17 protein-coding genes are annotated in these 19246 nt (G+C 52.2%); 8 read left to right on the forward strand and 9 right to left on the reverse strand.

Translation table 11 applies throughout. The features are described 5' to 3' along the window. Positions 1 to 10: 10 nt before the first annotated feature. From ACI2J2_RS05735 to ACI2J2_RS05745, 3 genes are all read right to left on the reverse strand, one after another. A complete protein-coding gene (locus tag ACI2J2_RS05735) occupies positions 11 to 784 on the reverse strand; it encodes an ABC transporter substrate-binding protein (protein ID WP_404759631.1) in 774 nt (257 codons plus the stop codon). Positions 785 to 811: 27 nt separating this feature from the next. Continuing rightward, positions 812 to 1573 carry a dimethylarginine dimethylaminohydrolase family protein gene (locus tag ACI2J2_RS05740; RefSeq protein WP_404759632.1) on the reverse strand — a complete coding sequence of 254 codons (762 nt, stop codon included), beginning with the start codon at positions 1571 to 1573 and terminating at the stop codon, positions 812 to 814. A gap of 147 nt (positions 1574 to 1720) precedes the next feature. Beyond that, positions 1721 to 2659: a LysR family transcriptional regulator gene (locus ACI2J2_RS05745; RefSeq protein WP_404759633.1), complete on the reverse strand. Its 939-nt coding sequence runs from the start codon at positions 2657 to 2659 to the stop codon at positions 1721 to 1723. A 96-nt stretch (positions 2660 to 2755) separates the two neighbouring features. Here ACI2J2_RS05745 and ACI2J2_RS05750 point away from each other — a divergent pair, with 96 nt between their 5' ends. Continuing rightward, positions 2756 to 3964, forward strand: a complete 1209-nt coding sequence (locus tag ACI2J2_RS05750) for an MFS transporter (RefSeq protein WP_404759634.1) — start codon at positions 2756 to 2758, stop codon at positions 3962 to 3964. A 48-nt stretch (positions 3965 to 4012) separates the two neighbouring features. Here ACI2J2_RS05750 and ACI2J2_RS05755 read toward each other — a convergent pair whose 3' ends face one another. From ACI2J2_RS05755 to ACI2J2_RS05765, 3 genes are all read right to left on the reverse strand, one after another. Beyond that, a complete protein-coding gene (locus ACI2J2_RS05755; protein ID WP_404759635.1) occupies positions 4013 to 5728 on the reverse strand; it encodes an ABC transporter ATP-binding protein in 1716 nt (571 codons plus the stop codon). After that, positions 5718 to 7415: an ABC transporter ATP-binding protein gene (locus tag ACI2J2_RS05760; RefSeq protein WP_209633337.1), complete on the reverse strand. Its 1698-nt coding sequence runs from the start codon at positions 7413 to 7415 to the stop codon at positions 5718 to 5720. Before ACI2J2_RS05760 ends, ACI2J2_RS05755 begins: the two co-directional genes overlap by 11 nt. A gap of 101 nt (positions 7416 to 7516) precedes the next feature. Continuing rightward, on the reverse strand, positions 7517 to 8410 hold the full coding sequence (locus ACI2J2_RS05765; RefSeq protein WP_404759636.1) for a helix-turn-helix domain-containing protein: 894 nt from the start codon (positions 8408 to 8410) through the stop codon (positions 7517 to 7519). Between the two features lie 223 nt (positions 8411 to 8633). Here ACI2J2_RS05765 and ACI2J2_RS05770 point away from each other — a divergent pair, with 223 nt between their 5' ends. Next, the gene (locus ACI2J2_RS05770; RefSeq protein WP_209633332.1) at positions 8634 to 8927 is read left to right on the forward strand and encodes a SelT/SelW/SelH family protein; all 294 of its coding nucleotides are present in this window, start codon (positions 8634 to 8636) and stop codon (positions 8925 to 8927) included. On the opposite strand, the gene ACI2J2_RS05775 is transcribed toward ACI2J2_RS05770, so the two are convergent. The 3 genes from ACI2J2_RS05775 to ACI2J2_RS05785 form a co-directional block, all read right to left on the reverse strand. After that, positions 8924 to 9742, reverse strand: a complete 819-nt coding sequence (locus ACI2J2_RS05775; protein ID WP_404759637.1) for a hemin ABC transporter substrate-binding protein — start codon at positions 9740 to 9742, stop codon at positions 8924 to 8926. The genes ACI2J2_RS05770 and ACI2J2_RS05775 overlap by 4 nt on opposite strands. 94 nt (positions 9743 to 9836) lie before the next feature. Next, positions 9837 to 12194: a TonB-dependent receptor domain-containing protein gene (locus ACI2J2_RS05780; RefSeq protein WP_209633328.1), complete on the reverse strand. Its 2358-nt coding sequence runs from the start codon at positions 12192 to 12194 to the stop codon at positions 9837 to 9839. A gap of 319 nt (positions 12195 to 12513) precedes the next feature. Beyond that, entirely contained in the window at positions 12514 to 13974 is a 1461-nt protein-coding gene (locus ACI2J2_RS05785) for a serralysin family metalloprotease (protein ID WP_209633326.1), read from the reverse strand. A 287-nt stretch (positions 13975 to 14261) separates the two neighbouring features. Here ACI2J2_RS05785 and ACI2J2_RS05790 point away from each other — a divergent pair, with 287 nt between their 5' ends. The 6 genes from ACI2J2_RS05790 to ACI2J2_RS05815 all read left to right on the forward strand — a co-directional run bounded on the left by ACI2J2_RS05790 (position 14262) and on the right by ACI2J2_RS05815 (position 19246). Then, positions 14262 to 14756, forward strand: a complete 495-nt coding sequence (locus ACI2J2_RS05790; protein WP_209634202.1) for a TIGR00645 family protein — start codon at positions 14262 to 14264, stop codon at positions 14754 to 14756. 257 nt (positions 14757 to 15013) lie between these two features. Next, the gene (gene fabZ / locus ACI2J2_RS05795; RefSeq protein ID WP_265556874.1) at positions 15014 to 15469 is read left to right on the forward strand and encodes a 3-hydroxyacyl-ACP dehydratase FabZ; all 456 of its coding nucleotides are present in this window, start codon (positions 15014 to 15016) and stop codon (positions 15467 to 15469) included. 36 nt (positions 15470 to 15505) lie between these two features. Continuing rightward, the gene (locus tag ACI2J2_RS05800; protein ID WP_209633321.1) at positions 15506 to 16294 is read left to right on the forward strand and encodes a spermidine synthase; all 789 of its coding nucleotides are present in this window, start codon (positions 15506 to 15508) and stop codon (positions 16292 to 16294) included. Between the two features lie 48 nt (positions 16295 to 16342). Beyond that, the gene (locus tag ACI2J2_RS05805; RefSeq protein ID WP_037415083.1) at positions 16343 to 16537 is read left to right on the forward strand and encodes a ribbon-helix-helix protein, CopG family; all 195 of its coding nucleotides are present in this window, start codon (positions 16343 to 16345) and stop codon (positions 16535 to 16537) included. Positions 16538 to 17055: 518 nt separating this feature from the next. Then, entirely contained in the window at positions 17056 to 17580 is a 525-nt protein-coding gene (locus ACI2J2_RS05810) for a hypothetical protein (RefSeq protein ID WP_404759638.1), read from the forward strand. Positions 17581 to 17656: 76 nt separating this feature from the next. Further along, positions 17657 to 19246 (forward strand): Hint domain-containing protein, encoded by a 1590-nt coding sequence (locus ACI2J2_RS05815; protein WP_404759639.1) that lies wholly within the window; start codon positions 17657 to 17659, stop codon positions 19244 to 19246.

The following is a 19246-nucleotide window of genomic DNA, read 5'->3' on the forward strand; positions in this document are numbered from 1 at the left end:
GCGAGCCGGTTTAGTCACCGTAAATATCGAAGCTGAAATATTTTTTCTGGATGGCCTCATAAGTGCCGTCGGCGCGAATGGCTTTTATTGCACCGTTAAGCGCATCTCGCAAAGTGGGGTTGTCTTTACCCACTGCGATACCCACGTCGGAGGAAATACTGCTGTCGTTGATCACCGGACCGGCGAAGGCAAACTTCTGTCCGCGAGGCGTATCGATAAAGCTGCTGGCAGCCTGAGTGTTATCCTGTAACGACGCATTAATACGGCCGGACATCAGATCCAGATAGACATTATCCTGATTGGCATAGGAAACAATCTTCACGCCCTTCCCGCCCCAGTGCTGTTTCGCATAGGCCTCATGGATTGAACCTGTCTGTACGCCGACAGTTTTCCCTTTCAGGCTGGCGACCTCTGGCAGTAAATTACTGCCCTTGCGTGCCACTAACTGGGCGGAACTGCGGTAATAGCGATCGGTGAAGTCCACTTCCTTTTTACGCTCATCGGTAATGGTCAGCGAAGCAATAATCGCATCGAACTTATGCGCATTGAGCGCAGCGATCATGCTCTCAAAAGGTTGTTTGACGAACACGCATCTGGCATGCAGTTGGGTACACAATGCATTGGCAATATCAATATCGAAACCGGTGATCTCCCCATTGGGTGCAAGCACATCAAAGGGCGGATAACCGCCATCAACGCCAAAACTGATGGTGTCAAAGGCCTGGGCCGCCGCTGGGCCACCCAGTGCCAGGCTGGTCAATAAAACGGCTAATGTTTTTTTCATGGCTGAGATCCCCGGTGAAAGAAAATACTAGAAACGAAGTGACAGGCAGGTCAGGCCGCCGTCCATTTTTTTGAATTCACTGGTGTCGAGCTGAACGATCGGCATCCCTAACGTTTCAATTTTCGCCAAGGTCTGCGGATAGCCCTGCGGGGTAATCAACGTATCGTTGATCCACAGTGTGTTACCGGCGTAGGACTCGGCTTCTGGAATGACAATGCTGCTGTAAGCGCGAAAGTCAGGATGGTGCTGGTAATCTTCCGTCAGTAACAGGGTATTGCGGCCAACATAGTTAACTATCGATTTCAGGTGCAGCCCGGCACTTACCTCAATCGCAGTCACTCGGTAACCATAGGGTTCTACCGCTGCGGCAAACTCACCAATACCGATATCATCCGTACGTGACGTCAGACCGACAAAGAACTGGCGATCAACCAACAGCACATCACCGCCATCGAGATGGCCACTTGTGCTCATCCGCACCACTGGCCGCTCACCGGCAAACAGGGGGGCAATAGTGTCAACCTCGCCCTGACGGCTGGGTGCCCCGGGATGAGTGATTATCGCCAACTCCGGCATTACCACCGCCGTGTCTTCGACAAAGTGTGCATCAGGAAAGGCCGGCGCAGCGGGCAACACCGTCACTTTGAGCCCCAGGCGGAGCAAGGTGTCCACGTAGGCCAAAAACTGCTGAGCGGTGGCGGCGACATCCGGCGCGCCCAGTTGCGCGGTAGTTTGTCCGCTGCCGCAGCTATCGGCAGGGAGTCTGGCAATGGCTTGAGTAAAGTGCATGGCGATTCTCTCGTTTGAAAGGGACGGTCACTGTTGATTCGATTATCAAACAGATACCGCCGCCAATCAGGTTGAATCCCGCCACCACGACTCTACATTTGCGCTGTTTATGCCTTCGGCAACGACCAATTCCGCTGTGTGCCCCTTTCACGGAATGGGCGGCTGAGCCCCCGTGATGCGTGGCATCACCTCTTTCATCAACGCCAGAAATTTACGCAGACGCGCCGGGTAGTAACTGGCGTACGGGTAAAGCAAATAGATCGGTAATGGCGCCGCACGCCAGTCCGGCATCAATGGGATAAGTTGCCCCTGCTCCAGATCCTGTTTAACTACCCAGGACGACAACATTGCGACCCCAACACCGTTTAACGCGGCTTTACGCACCGCGTAAAGGCTGTCGGTGCTTAATCTGGGCGCAATGTCAAAACGGCAGGTCTCCCCGGTGTCGTGATGGGTCAACGTGACTTCATTGCGATAAAAGCTGTTTAGCGCCAGCCAAGGCAGTTGCGCTAAATCGCCGATTTGATTCAGCGGAGTGCCTCCTGTCAATAACCCTGGCGCCGCTACCACGATGCGCGGCACTTCCGCCAACAATACGGCAACCACCGAAGGATCGGTCACGGCACCGACGTGGATCGCACAATCCACGCCCTCAGGAATGAAATCGGGCGAGTGATCGTTGAGCGTCCATTCCACACTGGTCTGGCGATAACGTTCCAAATAATCGCCCAACGGCCCAATCAACTGGTCCTGACCAAAGGCGTGCGGCGCCCGCACCCGCAATATGCCCACCGGCTCATCGCGCGCACCCCGCAGCTCATCCTCCATGATCTGCCACTGTTCAATCAGCTTACGCGCATGCTGATAACAACGTTCGCCGTCATCCGTCAGCTTCATGGTGTGCGTCGTGCGTTGGATTAACTTAACGCCCAGCAGTTGTTCCAGCACCTGTAGGCGCCGGCTAACGGTGGGCTGCGACGTCTGCATTTGCGCTGCCGCCGCGGAAAGGCTGCCGCTGTCAACGATACGTACCAGCGTTTGCAACATGGCTATGCGGTCGCCATTCGGAAATGAGTTTTTATTCATACGTAATACGTATAACAGTTTTACCTGTCCTGGGGCTACAGTTGGCGGCGAAGAACGGCAAAAATAGCCGCACTTAACCTGTTCTGGATAACCAACATGCGCCTACTTTCATCAGTCGACACCACCACCCTTTCCTCCAACGTTGTTTTTCTGCTGGCAACGGGGGCCGGTCTGAGTGTGGCGTCCATCTACTACAGCCAACCCATGCTGAGCATTATGGGTGATGCATTCCACACCGGAGTGAGTGATACCGGCCTGGTGCCGACACTGACACAAATAGGCTACGCGCTGGGGATATTATTATTGGCCCCGCTGGGTGATCGTCACGATCGTCGGCAAATCATCCGGATTAAAGGCGTACTGCTGGCGCTGACCTTGCTGCTTTGTGGTTTTTCCGCTTCATTCCCACTGCTGTTGCTCAGCAGTCTGGCGATCGGGTTAGCTGCAACGGTTGCGCAAGACATCATACCGGCAGCCGCTACGCTGGCTTCTGACGCCAACCGGGGAAAAACCGTGGGGACAGTGATGACCGGGCTATTAGCCGGCATTTTGCTATCGCGCGTTTTCAGCGGCGTGGTTGCGGAATATTTTGGCTGGCGCAGCGTTTACCTCCTGGCGGCATTAGGGGTACTGGCCATTACCCTCGCGATGGGGGCTGTATTACCGCGTTTTAAACCCAATACCACGTTGAGCTACCCGGCGCTGCTGCGTTCATTAGGCACGTTGTGGACAGAGTACCCAGCCTTACGGCGTGCAGCCCTGGCGCAAGGTTTATTGTCGGTTGCGTTTAGCGCTTTCTGGTCAACACTGGCGATAATGCTGGCGGAACGGTATCAGTTAGGTAGCGCAGTGGCCGGTGCTTTTGGACTGGCTGGCGCGGCGGGAGCACTGGCGGCCCCCTTGGCCGGCACACTGGCAGATCGTCATGGCCCCGACTATGTCACTAAAATCGGCGCCGCCATGGTGGTGTGTTCATTTGCCCTGATGTTTTTGTTGCCGTTACTGTCAGTACCCGCGCAGTTGACCCTGATCGCCATAAGTGCGGTAGGTTTTGATCTCGGAATACAGGCCACGTTGGTGGCGCATCAGACGATCATCTACGCCATTAACCCGGCCGCCCGCAGCCGCCTTAATGCCATCATGTTTACTCTGGTGTTTATCGGCATGGCGAGCGGCGCCGCTTTAGGCAGCAAGATCCTGGAAAGTGCCGGTTGGCCTGGGGTGATCGCATTGGCAACGTTGGCGGCGACCGGAGGGCTGGTACTGCGGCTGTTAGCCAAGGCCCCCTCGCGTGCCGCTGCCTGATGGTATAGAACGTCAAACACATAGCCGCAGCCTCTGCGGCTATGTGTTTTAAGCGTGTCCGGCCTCTTGGCCATTTTCAGCACAAAACTCTCGATACCAGCGATCTTCGGCTAACAACTGAGTATGGCTCCCCCTGTGGCGTAACCGCCCCGCGGCCACAATGACAATACTGTCGGCCAGCGCCGCCAATCGAGGGTTATGAGTGACATAAATGCAGCTGGCACGCCCACGCTGACGTGCCAGCAATGCCATCACGCGGTTAACGCTGAGTGAGTCCAGGCTCGCGGTGGGTTCATCCAGCAAAAGGATGGGCGTTTTGGCACACAGGCTTCGCGCCAGACAAAGGCGCAGCCGTTGCCCCCCGGACAATGCCGCACCGCCCACGCCAACATCGCTGTCCAACCCCTGCGGTAAACGGGCGATCTCCTGTTGCAGGCCTACCGCCGACAGCGCCTCCTGCATTTCATGTTCTTTTAACGCCGGATTCGCTAATTGGAGGTTCCAGCGAACACTTCCCCGGAACAGCGGCGTATCTTGCAATAACACATTGCGACACCCTGCCAAGGTTGGTGCGTCAAGCTGACGAATATCCACCCCACCAACCGTGATCAGCCCTTCGGTAGCGTCGGTGTTACGCGCCAGAACACTCAATAAAGTGCTCTTACCCGCGCCGGATGGGCCGACGATGGCCAGCAATCTACCCGGTGGAATATCAAGGTCAATATTGCTAAGCAGCACCGGGCCGTCCGGCAAGCGGTAGCTGACCTGCCGCGCGATCACATGGCTGTCCGCCGGCGTCTCACCGGGTTGTACGAATTGGATTGAGGGTGTTTCCAAAACCCTGAGCACCTGCATCAACGCCTGCCAGGCATTGCGTAGCGACTGGCCAAGCTGCGTCATTGCCGCCAAGGGTTCGATAAACCGGACTAACAGCACCATTTCGGCAATCCACAGCGGGATGGTCAGTTCACCTCTGCTGACCCGCCAGGCCCCCAGCAGTAACACCAGCAAGAATACCGCCTGTACCGCACCGGCAAAGACCAACGTGATAGGTAATGAGCGTCGTTGAAGTTGCACCACGTTCCGGTACTGCGCGGTCAGTGCCTGTACCAACCGCTGTCCGGCCTGTTGATTCAACCCCGCGGTGCGCAGTAACGCCTGTTGTTGCCCAAACTCGGCCAGCTGCGCGGCGCTGTTCTGTTCTGCCAAATGCCGTTGATCTTCCAGGGCAAGCGTCCGTTGCCCTCCCCAACGTAGCCCCACGCCTAACAGTACCGCGGCGATCAACAGGCAACAGGCCAGCGGCAAATCGATAAACGCCAACCCAACAATAACCGTTGCAGGGGTCACAACCGCCGTAATCAATGGAGCCAGCAAATGCGCGGGGATTGCCATGGCCGTCAGTACCGGCCCCCGCACCAACCCCGGCAAATTCACCCTGCCAAGCAGGTTGGCGGGTATACGCGGAATATGCTGGATCAAAGCACCGATCAGTATCCGTACTACCGTACAGCCAGCCAAATACCCTTTCAGCGTCGCCCAAAACATCACGACGCCATACACCGCGGTGGCCGCCAGCAACGCCCCAAATGCCGACCAAATTTGCGCGCTGGTGCCGCTGAACCAGGCGACGATCAGCGGTACTAACATCAGACCGGCGACACCATCCAGCACGGCGCACAGCGTCATCCACGACAGTGTCTTCACCAGCGGCGTCCGATCCCGAGATGGCAAAAATTTCAGGCGTGTCATATTAATAGCCATAACTGTCTCCCTGGCTGTCCCAAAGCCGGCGATAAAGGCCCCCGGCGGCTAATAATTGCCGGTGGTTGCCACTGGCGACTAACTGCCCGCGCTCCAGCACGAGAATACTGTCGGCATCCATGACATCGGCCAATCGGTGACTGACGATCACCGTGGTGCCCGGCCGCTGACGCAGGCGACCTAATAAGGCCGCGGCAGTTTGCGGATCAAGCGCCGACGTGGGTTCATCCAGCAGTAAAATCGGTGCCGGAGACAGCAAGGCCCGTGCAATAGACAAGCGTTGCAGTTCTCCACCTGAAAGCTGTAAGTCTTGTCCCGGTATGCTTTGGTAACCCAACGGCCGTGCCATGATGTCCTCGTGCAGACAGGCAGCCTTTGCTGCGGCATGGACAGTGGCCTGATCGGCATCCGGACGGTAGAGCGCGATGTTTTGATCCAACGGGCGTGCCAGTGCACATCCCTGTTGCAATACCGGGGTGATCAGTTGAAAACGACAGGCATCAGACAGACTCGCCAAAGGGTGATTCTTGATCCGGATTTGCCCGCTGTCCGGATCCATAAACCGCGCCAACAGCAACAGTAAGCTGCTTTTCCCGGCCCCCGACGGCCCAACAATCGCGGTGACACTGCCGGCTGGCAGCGAAAAATTGATGTTCTGTAGAACCGGTTGATCATCGTAATGAAAACAGAGTTCGCGCACCTCAATATCGACCGGCGCAGTCATGTCGGGCTGTTGTGTTCCGCTCACCATGTCTGGCGTAGCGAGCAACGTATTCAACCGCTCTGCCGCCAATTGGGCACTACGCAGGGCATCACCGCCATGCCCCATCGCCTGAAGCGGTGCGGCAATTGCCTTAACCAACAACAAAAATACGCACAGTTGCGCGGCTGGCAGAGGCGTCTCGCCCAAGCTCAACGCGCCAGCAATGACCCAAATCCCCAGCAAGGGTGCCCCCAGCAGCAGTTGCATACCCGCGCTCAGACGGCCGATACGCTGAACCCAATGGCTGAATGCCGTCACAAAAAGATCGGCTGCCGCCTGTGCCTGCGCTTGTACCCCGGCCTGCGGATACTGCCGCACGGCAACCGGATGACTGGCCAGCGTGCCGTAGCTTTCCAGCATATCCTCCATCGTACGATCGCGCTGTTCGACATCGGCCCGGAACCGGGGAGCTCGCATCGCCAAAAACAACCCAATCGCAGCGCTAAGGGGCAGCAGCGCAAACAGCGCCAGCGACATATTCAGTGAGAACAAATAACCAAAGGCCACCAATGGCACAATCAGCAAATTCACCAAATCCGTCGGCGCATGGGCGATCAACTGATGCAGCGCTCTTACATCCTGCTCAACGTAACGGGCTACGCCATCCTGGCCTTGATGTACAAACCAGTTCAACGGCAAACGCTGCAATTTTTCCGCTAATGTTAAGCGCAGCTGATGGCAAAGCCCGGCATCTACGCTGTGCGTCAGATACAGTGCCAACGTCTGGCCGATCAGCCACACCAAGCCGCTGACGGCGATAAGCCACAGCCAACCCCTTTCAGCAACAGATTGTGTTTCTGCTGCGATATATCCCAGCAGGATCCAAGGGACCAATGAACATAGACCTGCCAACGTCTGCAAAAAAATGGCCGCTGCCAGTGGCCGGTAATACGGCCGTAACAGGCAGTGTAATGCCCCTTTCATCGCGCACTCTCCTTAAAATTCCATACCTTACGATAGCGGAAAATCAGGTGAGCTCCGGCGGGGATACTTTTGACAGCGGGACTTTTTATATCGCCCGCCGGTTAGCGTGCCCTCACCGCTCGGGGAGAAATGCCAAAGCGCTTGCGGAATGCGATGGATAAATGTGCGGGGCTGTAACCCACACGATAGGCAATGGTGGCAACATTGGCCTCTTCAGCGCTGAGCATGCGGTGTGCCTGTTGCAGGCGATACTCTTGCAGCCATGCAAAAACGCTGTTGCCGAAGATCTGACGGAAGCCGTTGGTGAGCTTGCGGGTGTTAATCCCCACCTGTGCCGCCAGACGATCCAGTCCTGGAGGATGTGGCAGGTTGGCAATCAACAGATCGCGCGCGGCATGGAGACGCTCAATGTCCGATCGTGAGAGGCGTAGATCGGCCGCCTTTGACGGGGCATCGGACAGGTGTTGCAGGCTCATGGCGATGAGCTCCATCGCCTTACCCGCCAAGTACAGATCGCGCGTGGCACCTTGCAACGGGCAAGTGGCAATCTGTGTGGATAACGCCAACAACAGTTTAGGTGCCGGGCCGATAAGCATTTTCGGCGGTTGCCCTGCCCGAGACGTTAATGCCGCCGGAAGCAGTTCAGCATGTTGATCCTGGCCGTCGCTCTCTAATTGCAAAATGGTGTAGCGCAGAGGGGTGTTGCGTTTAAAACGGTGTGTGACGGCGAAGTCGCCAAGGTTACTGAATGCACAAAGTGAAGGCTCAGCGATATGCCGTTCGGCCTGCCCTGTAACCCGGCATTGCATCTCGCCACTGTGCACCAGCGCCAGTTTGATACCGTTGATCAACGGATCATCTTCCCAGACAGACTGCGGTTCCAGCCAGGTACCGCTATGTAACAGGATGTGCGGTGCAAATTTTAGGCGCTCGGGGTGCGGAACGGGCGTAATAATTGGCTGATGCTGTGCTGTGGAAAACGGCAGGGTTGTCATAGTGTGCACGGGGTCAGATAACGGGCAACAAGGCTTTCACTATGGCATAACGGCCGGCAAATGAAAGTAATTCTTATTCAATCAGCCAGCCGCCAGGGTGATGTGCCAACTTCTGAGCTTGATTTCAGCCCGTTACTCACATATGCCGCCGTTTTGATCGCCTTGACAGGGTTACGGCGGCCACTGATGATGCTTAGCTACCTCATCCGTTTAGGTTCAGATAATGAAAACATCCCCCGCCGTCACCATTCACTATTGCTCGCAATGCAACTGGCTACTGCGCGCAGCGTGGATGGCACAAGAGCTGCTGCACACCTTCAACACCGATCTGGCTGCCGTTACGCTGGTTCCGGGTACCGGCGGCATTTATGAAATTTCCGTCGATGGCGTAGTCATTTGGGATCGAAAAATCGACGGTGGGTTCCCAGAGGCATCTGCGTTAAAGCAACGTCTGCGCGATCGCTGCTTCCCCGAGCGTTCCTTGGGCCATGTGGATAATAAAGGGGCTAAAGGTTAAGGCACTATCGTTTGCGCAGCCTGCCGTAATTGGCTCATGGCTGCCGGCATAGCCAAACCAAAGTTCAGCAAGGCACTGTCATCAATCACCAGCAGGTGCCGCTGCTTACCCGCAGGCGTAAACGCCAACCCAGGTAATTTCCAGAGATTCACTTCGCCGCCCAGCCTGCGCAGACTGCCCTTACCTATTACCAGTAACTGTGGTGCTGCGGCAATTAACCCTTCCTGGGTCAGCAACTGATAGCGAGTCACGTTGGCCATCGCGTTCTGTAAACCAGTGCTGCGAATCGCGCCATCAGCCGCGGTGCCTTTACCGGCACCCATCGCCGAGATACCGGTATGTGCCATAATGAACAATATCCTGATGGGCAGCGGATGGGTTGGCACGGCATCCAATTGACGAGCCAGTTTCGACTGCAGAACCTGCCCCTCTTTTTCACGCCCGAGCGCGGTGGCGATCACGGCAATTTTTTCATTAATTACGCTCAACGCGGGTTTGCCCGTCACCGTTACAACGGTAATGCCAACCTGCTCAAGCTGCTGTAATACCAACGACGGTTGTGCCAGTTCACTGGCGATCACCAGCGTAGGTTTCAACGCCAAAATGCCTTCGGCATTGAGCTGACGCATATAGCCGATATTCGGCAACTCTGTGGCTTGCAGCGGTTGTTGACTGGTGCTGTCACGCGCGACCAATGCTTGCTGTGCACCTAACGCATAAATAATTTCCGTGACGTCTCCACCAATCGATATCACACGTTCGTTGGCAAAAACCGAAAACGGCAGCGCCAATAATCCTAGAATCCAGGCTCTCATTGGTTTTTTCCTTCATGGGCAGGATAATCAGGTAACAAGCGCCTTCCGATAAGAAAGGTGCTTGTTGGGCTAAAGGTGTATCCAAGGACGGGGCTTAGAAATCGACGTTTACGCCAAGTTGGAAGGTTCTTCCCGGCATAACGGCCAGCGCATTATCGTAAGCATCCTGTTTGGTAGAGTCCGTGAGTTCACGGCTGCTCAGATAATCACGGTATTTTCTGTCGGTGATGTTATATACCCCGCCGCTCAGCTTCACATTACGGGCAACCTGCCAGTAAGCCGACATATCCACCAGACCGTAACCCGGCACCCGCAAATACTCGGCCGTTGCGTCAGTGAGCGTACTGCCGCTGGCGTTGCTATAGCTTTCACGGTTGGTGGCTGCCGCCTGTTTGCCTTTCACAAAGGTCGCAGTAATGGCGGCACCGTAGCGTTTCGCCGGATCATCCCACGCCATCCCTACAATGGCTTTCATTGGCGCGACGCTGTCAATATCGACATATTTGTCGCCTGAATAACTAGACTTGGATTTCCCTTGGTTGTAACCCAGCGCAAAATTCGCGCTCAGACCGTTAACCTGCTCAAACCAGGTGCCGAAATTCAGTCGAGTACTGATTTCGCCGCCGTAGATGTAAGCCTTGTCGCGGTTTTCTGCCTGGTAAATGGTGTAGATATTGGAAGGCACGTTAGTGAACTTGCCCGGGCTGCTGGCACGTTGATAGCGGGTATACGCAATAAAGTTTTTATAGGTGTTGTAGAACAGCGACGTACGCACCGTAACACCCTCAACGACGTCTCCCTTCATGCCCCATTCCAGGTTATTGCTGGTCTCGGTTTTCAGATCGGCGTTACCAATCAACGCATACTGTGCCGTACCTGCATAGCTGGAGCCAAGGTTCCATGAACCATACAGCTGACTGGCGTTAGGGAACTGCGCCCCACGCTTGTACTGTACATAAGTCATCAGCGTTGGCGTAATGTCGTATTGGAAACTGAGTGACGGTAAGACTTGCGTGTCAGTATTGCTTTTGCCGTACAGCGTTTCCAGTTCAGACTCCGTGAGCACCGCGCTCCCCGTGGTCAGACTGCTCAGGTTTTGCGGTTTCGTGCTTTGGTGAGCCACGCGCACACCGGGTACAACGGCAAAGCCATGTCCGTCCAGATCAAACTGGATCCGGTCCTGTACATACCCACCCAGCACGTAACTACGGCTGTCAGACTCTGGCTGCATGATGGCGGTGAACGCGCTTGGCGCCGGTTCTTCCCGGAATGGTCGCTCGGTATCCGCCACGCGTGCATTAACCCCACCACTCAGCGTATGGCGACCCAACGTTTTGGCGATCTGTGTTTCAAAACCGTAGGTGTTAACGTTGTAGTCGGAGTAAACCCGCTCCATGCTGCCGGTACTGGTCGGCATGTAGGTGTTATCATGTGCTTGAGTCTGCTGGTAATAGATTTTTGATGTCAGGGTATCGACAAAATCATTGTATGGCGTCCATTCATCTTTCAGGCTGACGCCCCAACGGCGCGTATTGCTCTGCTGCTGTGCGGTGCCCAGAATGGCGCTTCCGGCCGAATTCCAACTGTCGTAATGGGTATGGTTGGTTTTGTCGTAGTAATCTACCGTGCCGGTGAGTTTGTGCTCGTCACTGGGTTGCCAGATGCCGGAAGCCATCAGCGCATTGGAATGCCAGTTGGCCGGATAAGCCTCATTGGTACCACTGTTATTTTGCGTTTCCTGCCCATCCCGGCGGCTATACACAAACACCCCTCGCAACTGCTCATCGCCTGCGGCAGCGGTGATGCCGTTATGCCAACTGCGATTGGATGAGTCGTAATCGCTTTGGTAACCAAAGTAGGTCTGCTTGGTGGGTGACAGATACTGGTCCGCCGTCTTGGGTGAAAACGATACCGCGCCACCGATAGAGGTATTACTGCGTTCTGTTGACGTCGCCCCCGACTCAATGTCCACTTGGCCGTACATGTAAGGGTCAAGATAGTCCCTGCCGATACCGAAAGTGTTGAGCCCCGCACGGCTAACATAGCTACGCCCAGTCGCATCTGGTTGTGGGATCCCATCCACATCCAGCCCGACACGGTTACTCTCCAGGCCACGGATGTTATATCCGGTGTAACCACTGCGATCGAACCCGCTTTTCCCGGAAGAAGAGCCACCACTGACACCCGTTGCACCAATCAGCGTTTCATAACGCATTATTGAGCCAAAATCATTCCCCCCTTTTTTCTGCATATCTTGTGCAGAAATCGTGGTTATTGTTCCGGCTTTTTTTTCAATTACCGGTGCAACAACCGTTATTTCCTCTTCATTTTGCGTGGTCTTTTGTATTAAGGGTTTATTTACTTCACCATTAACGTAAAAAGTGGTGCTGGCCAGAGCCCCGCATAGGACGGACTGCCCGATAATTCCCCGGTAATTAAAAGTTTTGCGCATGTATTAACCCTGCATTAATTATTAGTATAAGCTCGCAGTTGCTTCGTCACCCGGGAGTTAACCGGGTTCAACAATATTAATGAAAAGTAATAATGTAAAAATAAAGGTCTTTCTACGTAGACTTGATGAAACACATGATAATGATAATGCTTATCATAAGCAATATCGTCATAATATTGATTGATGTATTGACGCACTATTTCCCAATTGCTTACGCAATCCTTACATAGCGGTACTACAGTAGGCCGGAGACGGAGGTTCAAGCATGCAGGGATGAAAAACCCTGAGAGAACGGTGGGCATAACCCACCGTGACTGAGTTAAACAATAAAGTCTGTCGCCGTATTCGCCTGCCCTACAATTTGAACCAGGAAGTCTGGAGAGGCGTGACCATTTATATTCAGCGCTAATTCACTTAAATTGCTTTGTGAATTATAGGTCAGCAGTGCTTCCCCTGCCTGGCCACTGAAATTGTCAACAAAATGAATAAAGTCCGCACCTTTAGCGCCGTGATTAAAGAAGGACAGATCAATTTTGTCGATGCCGGTTTCAAAGTCCACGATCTTATCAGGGGATGCGAAAGGTGAATCGCTCACCGCTGCGAAAACAAAAATATCGTTGCCGCTGCCACCGTATAGCTGATCCTGCCCCCCACCGCCGTAGATCACATCATTACCGGCACCGCCGTGGAGAATATTGGCGGCGTTATTACCGACGATAACATCATTACCCGAACCACCGATGGCATTTTCAATAATTGCACCCAGTGCAATGGACACGTTCCCCTTCAACCCACCGACATCAGAGAAGGAGCCTTCTGTCAGGTTGATGCGCTGGTTCTGCGTATAGCCGGAGAAATCAAGGGTATCATTACCACCCGCATCCCAAACGGAGAAAACTAATTTCTGGCTGCTGTCCGTCGCCGTGTAGAAGTCCCTGCCGGTATTGGAGTTGAACCCGTATACCGTATCCCCGGTACGGGTACTGGTATTCGCGCCATAGAGATGTTGAATAGCGGCAATATCGTCAACCAGAGGCGCTGCGGCAAAATAGCCGCCGTTATCACCACCGGTAACGCCTTCATCCCAATAGCTCATCACGCTGAACTGGCGAGTGTCTTCGGCATAGGTCCCCTTCGCATAGCTAGGGTTTTGGCCGGCATTATAAGCACCTGGGTGATCTAACCCCAGCGTGTGCCCTAATTCATGCGTGATGCTCAGGCGGCCGTAGTTGCCAAGCTCAGGGTATAGGTTGGCGTAAACCCCGTCGCGGGGATCCGCGTAATCGTAATTGATGTTGAACCAGCTTTGGCCATCGGTATTATGCCCACGATAGTCATTACCCGCTCCGGTAAAGGGCTTAATTGCATAAGCCTGGCCGTCGCCTTCGTAATTACCAAAGGTAATATTGGATTTTTGTCCGGGGGCAACTTCGACAAAATTCAGGTTAGCCACATCTGCCCAAGACTGTAAGGACAGTTTTGCCTGGGCTTTTTGCTGCGCGGTAAAGGCACTTAGGCCGGTGTCTTGGCTGCCGAAACGGGCATTCAGGTTACCCTCGTTATAATCCCAAACCGGGAAGGAATAAGTCACCGTCGCGCCTTGTCCCGTAATATGAACGCCATTCCAGGTCTGTTCACTGCGCGCTATTTGCTTACCTGCCGCCTCCACATCGAAAGAAGGCTTATTATTAATCGTTAATCCATTACCTCTATTATGGTAATTGAGCAAATCATTAACACTGTCCCAACCGCTTGTATTTCCATTCAGGGAATTTTCCATGTCCATCTCCAGTAGGTTAATTCATTCCGTTATATATAATTCAATTGCGATATAAACAACTGCTGCCGACTTATATTGCAGCATTTAAATCGTAGTATGATTTTCAGATTGCTCAATATATATCGCGAAAATAAATGATAATGATGTTAATACCTAATGCGATTCACGGCATGTGCCTTTCCCCGAATGCCCGTGGAACACCCCGCATTCATTTCACCGTCACTTGCCTTTTGCCAGGCCTCTTGCGTTATACTACGCCCCACTTTTTGTAATGAACTCAGATGACTATGGAACGCTTTCTAGAAAATGCGATGTACGCCTCTCGCTGGCTGCTTGCCCCGGTTTACTTCGGCCTGTCCCTGGCCTTGCTGGCACTGTCGGTAAAATTCTTCCAGGAGATTCTTCATGTTTTGCCGAACATTTTTTCCATTGCCGAAGCAGATCTGGTTCTGACGCTGCTCTCATTGATCGACATGGCATTGGTCGGCGGCCTGCTGGTGATGGTGATGTTCTCGGGGTACGAGAATTTTGTTTCGCAATTGGATATCAGCGACGACAAAGAAAAGCTGAGCTGGCTGGGTAAGATGGACGCCACCTCGTTGAAGAACAAGGTGGCCGCGTCGATTGTCGCCATTTCCTCCATTCACTTGCTGCGCGTGTTTATGGATGCCAAGAATGTGCCGGACAATAAGCTGATGTGGTATGTGGTTATCCACCTCACCTTTGTGCTTTCCGCATTTGTCATGGGCTACCTCGATAAACTGACCCGCTACAAGCACTGATCCCCTTTAGCCGCCATGCCCCAATGGCGGCTAACCCTTCTGCCCGCCATTACATTAAAACATTAAAAATCAATTTGTTGAGCAGGCGCTTTAGGCGCAATTAAAGTGACATCGTCACTAAAATTGGATTCACTTGCCACGTTACCCATTTCTATTAGTGCCATCTGATGATAATAACATTATAATGTTATTACACTTCGATAAGCGCAGAGGCGAGCGTAAGCCGAACGCTTCCGCTGACAGGACCTAGATAAATCATGCCGCTGAATGGTAATCCACTGCAGTACCAGGACGTTCAATCCATCCTGCCACACCGATTTCCCTGTCTGCTGGTCGATCGCATTCTGGCTGACGGCACTTCCATTGCGCAGGGGCGTCTCAGCGCCATCAAAAACATTACCGCCAATGAGCCCACATTTTGGGCCGGTCATCATCAGGTAAATGTATTTCCCGGAATATTGATGGTGGAAGCGCTGGCACAAAGCACCGGGCTGTTAGCCCATTACTATCTCAGCCCGCTGTTGCCGGGTGAACACTACTATTTTGCGGCCATTCATCATGCCCGCTTCTATCGTTCTGCCCGCCCCGGCGACCAGCTTCGTATGGACGTCGCCTTTGTTCGGCAACGTTCGGGCCTTGCCCGCTTTACAGGCCGCGCCACGGTCAATGGCCGCCGTATTTGTACTGCCGAATTTATGTGCGCCCGCAAGTAAGGTTGTTTTTTCTGATGGAGGCTCAACGAAAACGTTATGTCTTTGGTTGATAAATTGCTTAATACGCTGGATTTCTCTCCTCGTGGCCAGGTCATCGCCCGGGAACAAGATCACTGCGGTGAAATTATTGTGTCCGACCACAAAGGCTACCGAACCCTGCGTTTCGACGGTATCTGCGAGCAGAGCAAAATGTGTATTAGCGCACCGCAGGTGCCGGTTCACAATTACATTAAAACCATGCTGATGGCCGTGGCCTGGCAACCCCCTTCTGCTGCACTGATTCTGGGGTTGGGGGGTGGCGGCTTGGTGCGCGCACTGCACGCCTATGACGACAACATACTGCTGGAAGTGGTAGAGCTGCGTCAGGCAGTGGTGTCCGTTGCGCGTCAGTATTTCACGCTACCTGCCGACCAACGGGTGATTTTGCACGTCACGGATGCCGCCGATTATCTGCGGGCTAACGTAACGCGGTATTATGATTTGATTTTCTCTGACCTCTACAGCGCCTTTACGATGGATCCTCAGCAGGGCACCCAGCACTTTCTTGAACAGTGTGCCGCGCGGCTTTCGCCACAGGGTTGGCTCGTGCTGAATTACCATGAGGTCCCGGACGAGGACTCACTGCTGTACCACAGTTTGCACCGCGTATTTAACACCGTTTTGTACTGTGTAGCGCCCAGCGGCAATGTGATTATCTATGCGTCACCTGCCGATGTTGAAACGCCGCTAAACTTGCTGCGCCGCCTTTCTGCCGAGATTGGGCCGAGCTTCAATTGCGATCTTGGCTATCTGTCACGCAAAATTGAGCGGTTGCATTTTAGCTGAAACAACACGGCGCTCTTATTATTATTATCAATCTCTGGAGTCACCCTCATGGAAAAGAAAACGGCGCGTTTAACCGTACTCATTGATCCGGATAAGAAAAAAGCGTTGGAAGAGCTGTGTTTGCAGCAAGACGTCACCCCTTCCCAGGTGATCCGCCAGCTCATACGCGACTATCTGCACAAACACCAGGTTGAGTATCCTAGCCAACCAACCCACTCTAATCCGCGGGTAGATAACGTCTGAAAACAGCGCCAGGCCAGAAACGTTCACCGGTCAACACCTGGCGAACGTTTCAGTGTCCTTTCTGATTTTATATAATTATCAACGTATAAATATAACTATCGATGTATTTTTATGACTATTTTCGCTGCTTCATTAATTATTCATAAGAATTATGATTAACGAAATTCCTACCATGCAATTAATTCCAACGCTAATAAATTCAAATTATTTAAACCACCACAATCATTTCTTAAAGATCACCCTCCCCAATTCATTGATTTAATTTACTTAAAAGACAAGTTTAACAAATTAAAAACAAACCCCTTCTGTTTATTTGATTATTTAAAGTTTTTTTTCCTGTTTTTTAACGTGGTGATTTACATGAGTATCTCTCTTGAAAACAAAAAATACTTCATTTCTTTTTATGTGTCAGTTGATTTTTTAGTCGCCATTGCTATTGTTGAAGATGAGTAATTCATCGCTCCCAAAGCGACTCAAAAACCTTATTTTTATACTTAAAAATGTATAAGGACCTGACTATGCCTATAAAAAAATACGTCATTCTCGACAGTAATCCAGCTGCTGTTGGAAATAATGATTTCATCCTGTTAGGTTTAAAAAACACCGGTTTTGCCAGAGGTTGCCCAATGTTATTCGGGGGTACCGCAGATGCAAAAGACGGCCCGGTTGACGGTAAGAACTTCGCATTAAACGTAATCAAAAGAGAAACCTGGGAAGAGACTCTGCAAAATATTGAAGTCCAACAGGTTGTTCGTTATCAGGTTTACCCTAACGACATTAGTTTTTATACCAGTAAAGACTTTATCTTCACCGGGAAAGTTGCCCTGGGTGGTGAATTTGCCTGGATACGAAAAGTCAGCAAAGGAAAGTTGAAAGCCTATTTTAAGAGTAAACCTTCAGCGACCAAAGCGATGTTTGCACAAGAGTTATATGCCATGACGCTGGATCCTGATATTGACCCTACCGACGGTGAATTTGAGCAATATTTGGGTTCTGACAGTCTGAGCGCCATTTACTCTTACTGCAAAGAGACCTGTAAATAAGCGCAAGGCCAAAATTCTTTTTATCTCACACATTATCCCCTGCGTTTACATCTAAATATTATTGGGTGCTGATATTATGATCACACAAGGTTATACATCAGATGAAAAGAATATTGTCAAAAATGTCATCAGCAAATATACCAACACCGGGTTGTTTGTTATTGATCCCGGTGACCCCTTGCTGGCCAGTTTTTATGATATTCAACTCAAACTTGCCGGTCTCACCTCAGGGTACTCTCCGCAGTTCACCCAATGCTGGCAACAGACAAAGCAACTTAAACGCAGCGGCGGCCTGTTGAACGAGGCCAATAATGGCTCCGCTCAACCGGTCTACAGTATTGTGCGGTTGGATTCAACAGACGGCCGCAATTACCGTGCCGACGCCATTGGTTCCTTGCCGGTATCCGCCGCCAACGTGACGCAAACCCTGGGGTTGTTTGACGGTGAAGCGGTTAATGTCGGTACGGTGAACTACAACCAGGCTTATGTCTATGCCGCAGACTGTACCCTCAGCGCCAATGGCGTCTACCCAGGCAGCCAGATCGCTACCGACTATCCGGTCACGGTGATTTATACCTTTGCACAGACGATTGACAGAAACACAGTATACGGTGCAGAAATTATCACTACGCAGAGTTACCCCAAAGATATTTTCAATGAATCACCTCGAAGTATTATCAATCCGAATGAAATAAAGATTTGTTTAACCCGTGATGAACCCGACTGCGATTATCGGAATACCTATGACGGTTCAGTCAGAGTTCCCATTAAGGGAAACATCACCTATTTTGGCCAAATTGAACTCAACGGCGGCCAGCCGGTAAAAGCCAGTAACACCATTTATCTGATACGCACGCGGGCGGGTGGCGATCCCGTCACCCCTTTCGGCAACTACAATATTTTCACTTCCCCCAACACCCGAATTAATGGTAACAACATTTCCTGGGATTTGGACTGGCTTAAATTTAATCAGGTCAATTTCGAATCAGGTGAATGGATCTATTATGTTTTCAAGGTCATTCTTAACGTTGACGGGAAAAGCATCGTTGCTTTTATTACCAATGCGCCGAAAGAGATCGAGCCAGATCAACGTTTTTTAAATACCGTACAGTTAAAACCGATGCGTATTGTGTACGGATGCCTGGCTGGGGACAGCAAAATCCTAATGCAGGATGGCAGTGAAAAATCGATTTCCGCGATTGATATTGGTGAAATTGTATTATCGAAAAATAATAAACCGCTCACCGTTGAGGCGGTCACCCGCGGCCAGGAACAGCATTATCTCGAGATCAACGTACGTAATAGCGCAGGTCAGACAAGAAATATCACTGCCAGTCTGGGGCACCCTTTCATTACACCGTCAGGCGTAGTCATCGCCCGAGAATTAACCCCATCCAGTAAATTAATTACCCTGGATGGCGAAAGTGAAATCATTAGCATTGTTCAACAGCAGGGTGATCTGAACGTCTACAACCTGCAACTCTCCTCCGCCGACGGGCACTACACCGATAACACCCTGTACGCCAACGGCATATTGGTGGGTGATATCCAGATGCAAAGAGTCTATGAGGATGAATATCATCAGCGGCCCGCGAACGTGCTGAACAAACTGCCAAAAGAATGGCATCAGGATTATCAGAACCATCTCAATAAAGCGGGGAAATAA

It is taken from the genome of Serratia sp. NPDC087055 (assembly GCF_044900985.1).
Taxonomy (GTDB): Bacteria; Pseudomonadota; Gammaproteobacteria; order Enterobacterales; family Enterobacteriaceae; genus Serratia.

What these genes read in the sequence shown, in the direction of transcription:
- ACI2J2_RS05735 (WP_404759631.1), bottom strand. Translation starts at nt 784, where the DNA reads ATGAAAAAAACATTAGCCGTTTTATTGACCAGCCTGGCACTGGGTGGC.
- ACI2J2_RS05740 (WP_404759632.1), bottom strand. Translation starts at nt 1,573, where the DNA reads ATGCACTTTACTCAAGCCATTGCCAGACTCCCTGCCGATAGCTGCGGC.
- ACI2J2_RS05745 (WP_404759633.1), bottom strand. Translation starts at nt 2,659, where the DNA reads ATGAATAAAAACTCATTTCCGAATGGCGACCGCATAGCCATGTTGCAA.
- ACI2J2_RS05750 (WP_404759634.1), top strand. Translation starts at nt 2,756, where the DNA reads ATGCGCCTACTTTCATCAGTCGACACCACCACCCTTTCCTCCAACGTT.
- ACI2J2_RS05755 (WP_404759635.1), bottom strand. Translation starts at nt 5,728, where the DNA reads ATGGCTATTAATATGACACGCCTGAAATTTTTGCCATCTCGGGATCGG.
- ACI2J2_RS05760 (WP_209633337.1), bottom strand. Translation starts at nt 7,415, where the DNA reads ATGAAAGGGGCATTACACTGCCTGTTACGGCCGTATTACCGGCCACTG.
- ACI2J2_RS05765 (WP_404759636.1), bottom strand. Translation starts at nt 8,410, where the DNA reads ATGACAACCCTGCCGTTTTCCACAGCACAGCATCAGCCAATTATTACG.
- ACI2J2_RS05770 (WP_209633332.1), top strand. Translation starts at nt 8,634, where the DNA reads ATGAAAACATCCCCCGCCGTCACCATTCACTATTGCTCGCAATGCAAC.
- ACI2J2_RS05775 (WP_404759637.1), bottom strand. Translation starts at nt 9,742, where the DNA reads ATGAGAGCCTGGATTCTAGGATTATTGGCGCTGCCGTTTTCGGTTTTT.
- ACI2J2_RS05780 (WP_209633328.1), bottom strand. Translation starts at nt 12,194, where the DNA reads ATGCGCAAAACTTTTAATTACCGGGGAATTATCGGGCAGTCCGTCCTA.
- ACI2J2_RS05785 (WP_209633326.1), bottom strand. Translation starts at nt 13,974, where the DNA reads ATGGAAAATTCCCTGAATGGAAATACAAGCGGTTGGGACAGTGTTAAT.
- ACI2J2_RS05790 (WP_209634202.1), top strand. Translation starts at nt 14,262, where the DNA reads ATGGAACGCTTTCTAGAAAATGCGATGTACGCCTCTCGCTGGCTGCTT.
- fabZ (WP_265556874.1), top strand. Translation starts at nt 15,014, where the DNA reads ATGCCGCTGAATGGTAATCCACTGCAGTACCAGGACGTTCAATCCATC.
- ACI2J2_RS05800 (WP_209633321.1), top strand. Translation starts at nt 15,506, where the DNA reads ATGTCTTTGGTTGATAAATTGCTTAATACGCTGGATTTCTCTCCTCGT.
- ACI2J2_RS05805 (WP_037415083.1), top strand. Translation starts at nt 16,343, where the DNA reads ATGGAAAAGAAAACGGCGCGTTTAACCGTACTCATTGATCCGGATAAG.
- ACI2J2_RS05810 (WP_404759638.1), top strand. Translation starts at nt 17,056, where the DNA reads ATGCCTATAAAAAAATACGTCATTCTCGACAGTAATCCAGCTGCTGTT.
- ACI2J2_RS05815 (WP_404759639.1), top strand. Translation starts at nt 17,657, where the DNA reads ATGATCACACAAGGTTATACATCAGATGAAAAGAATATTGTCAAAAAT.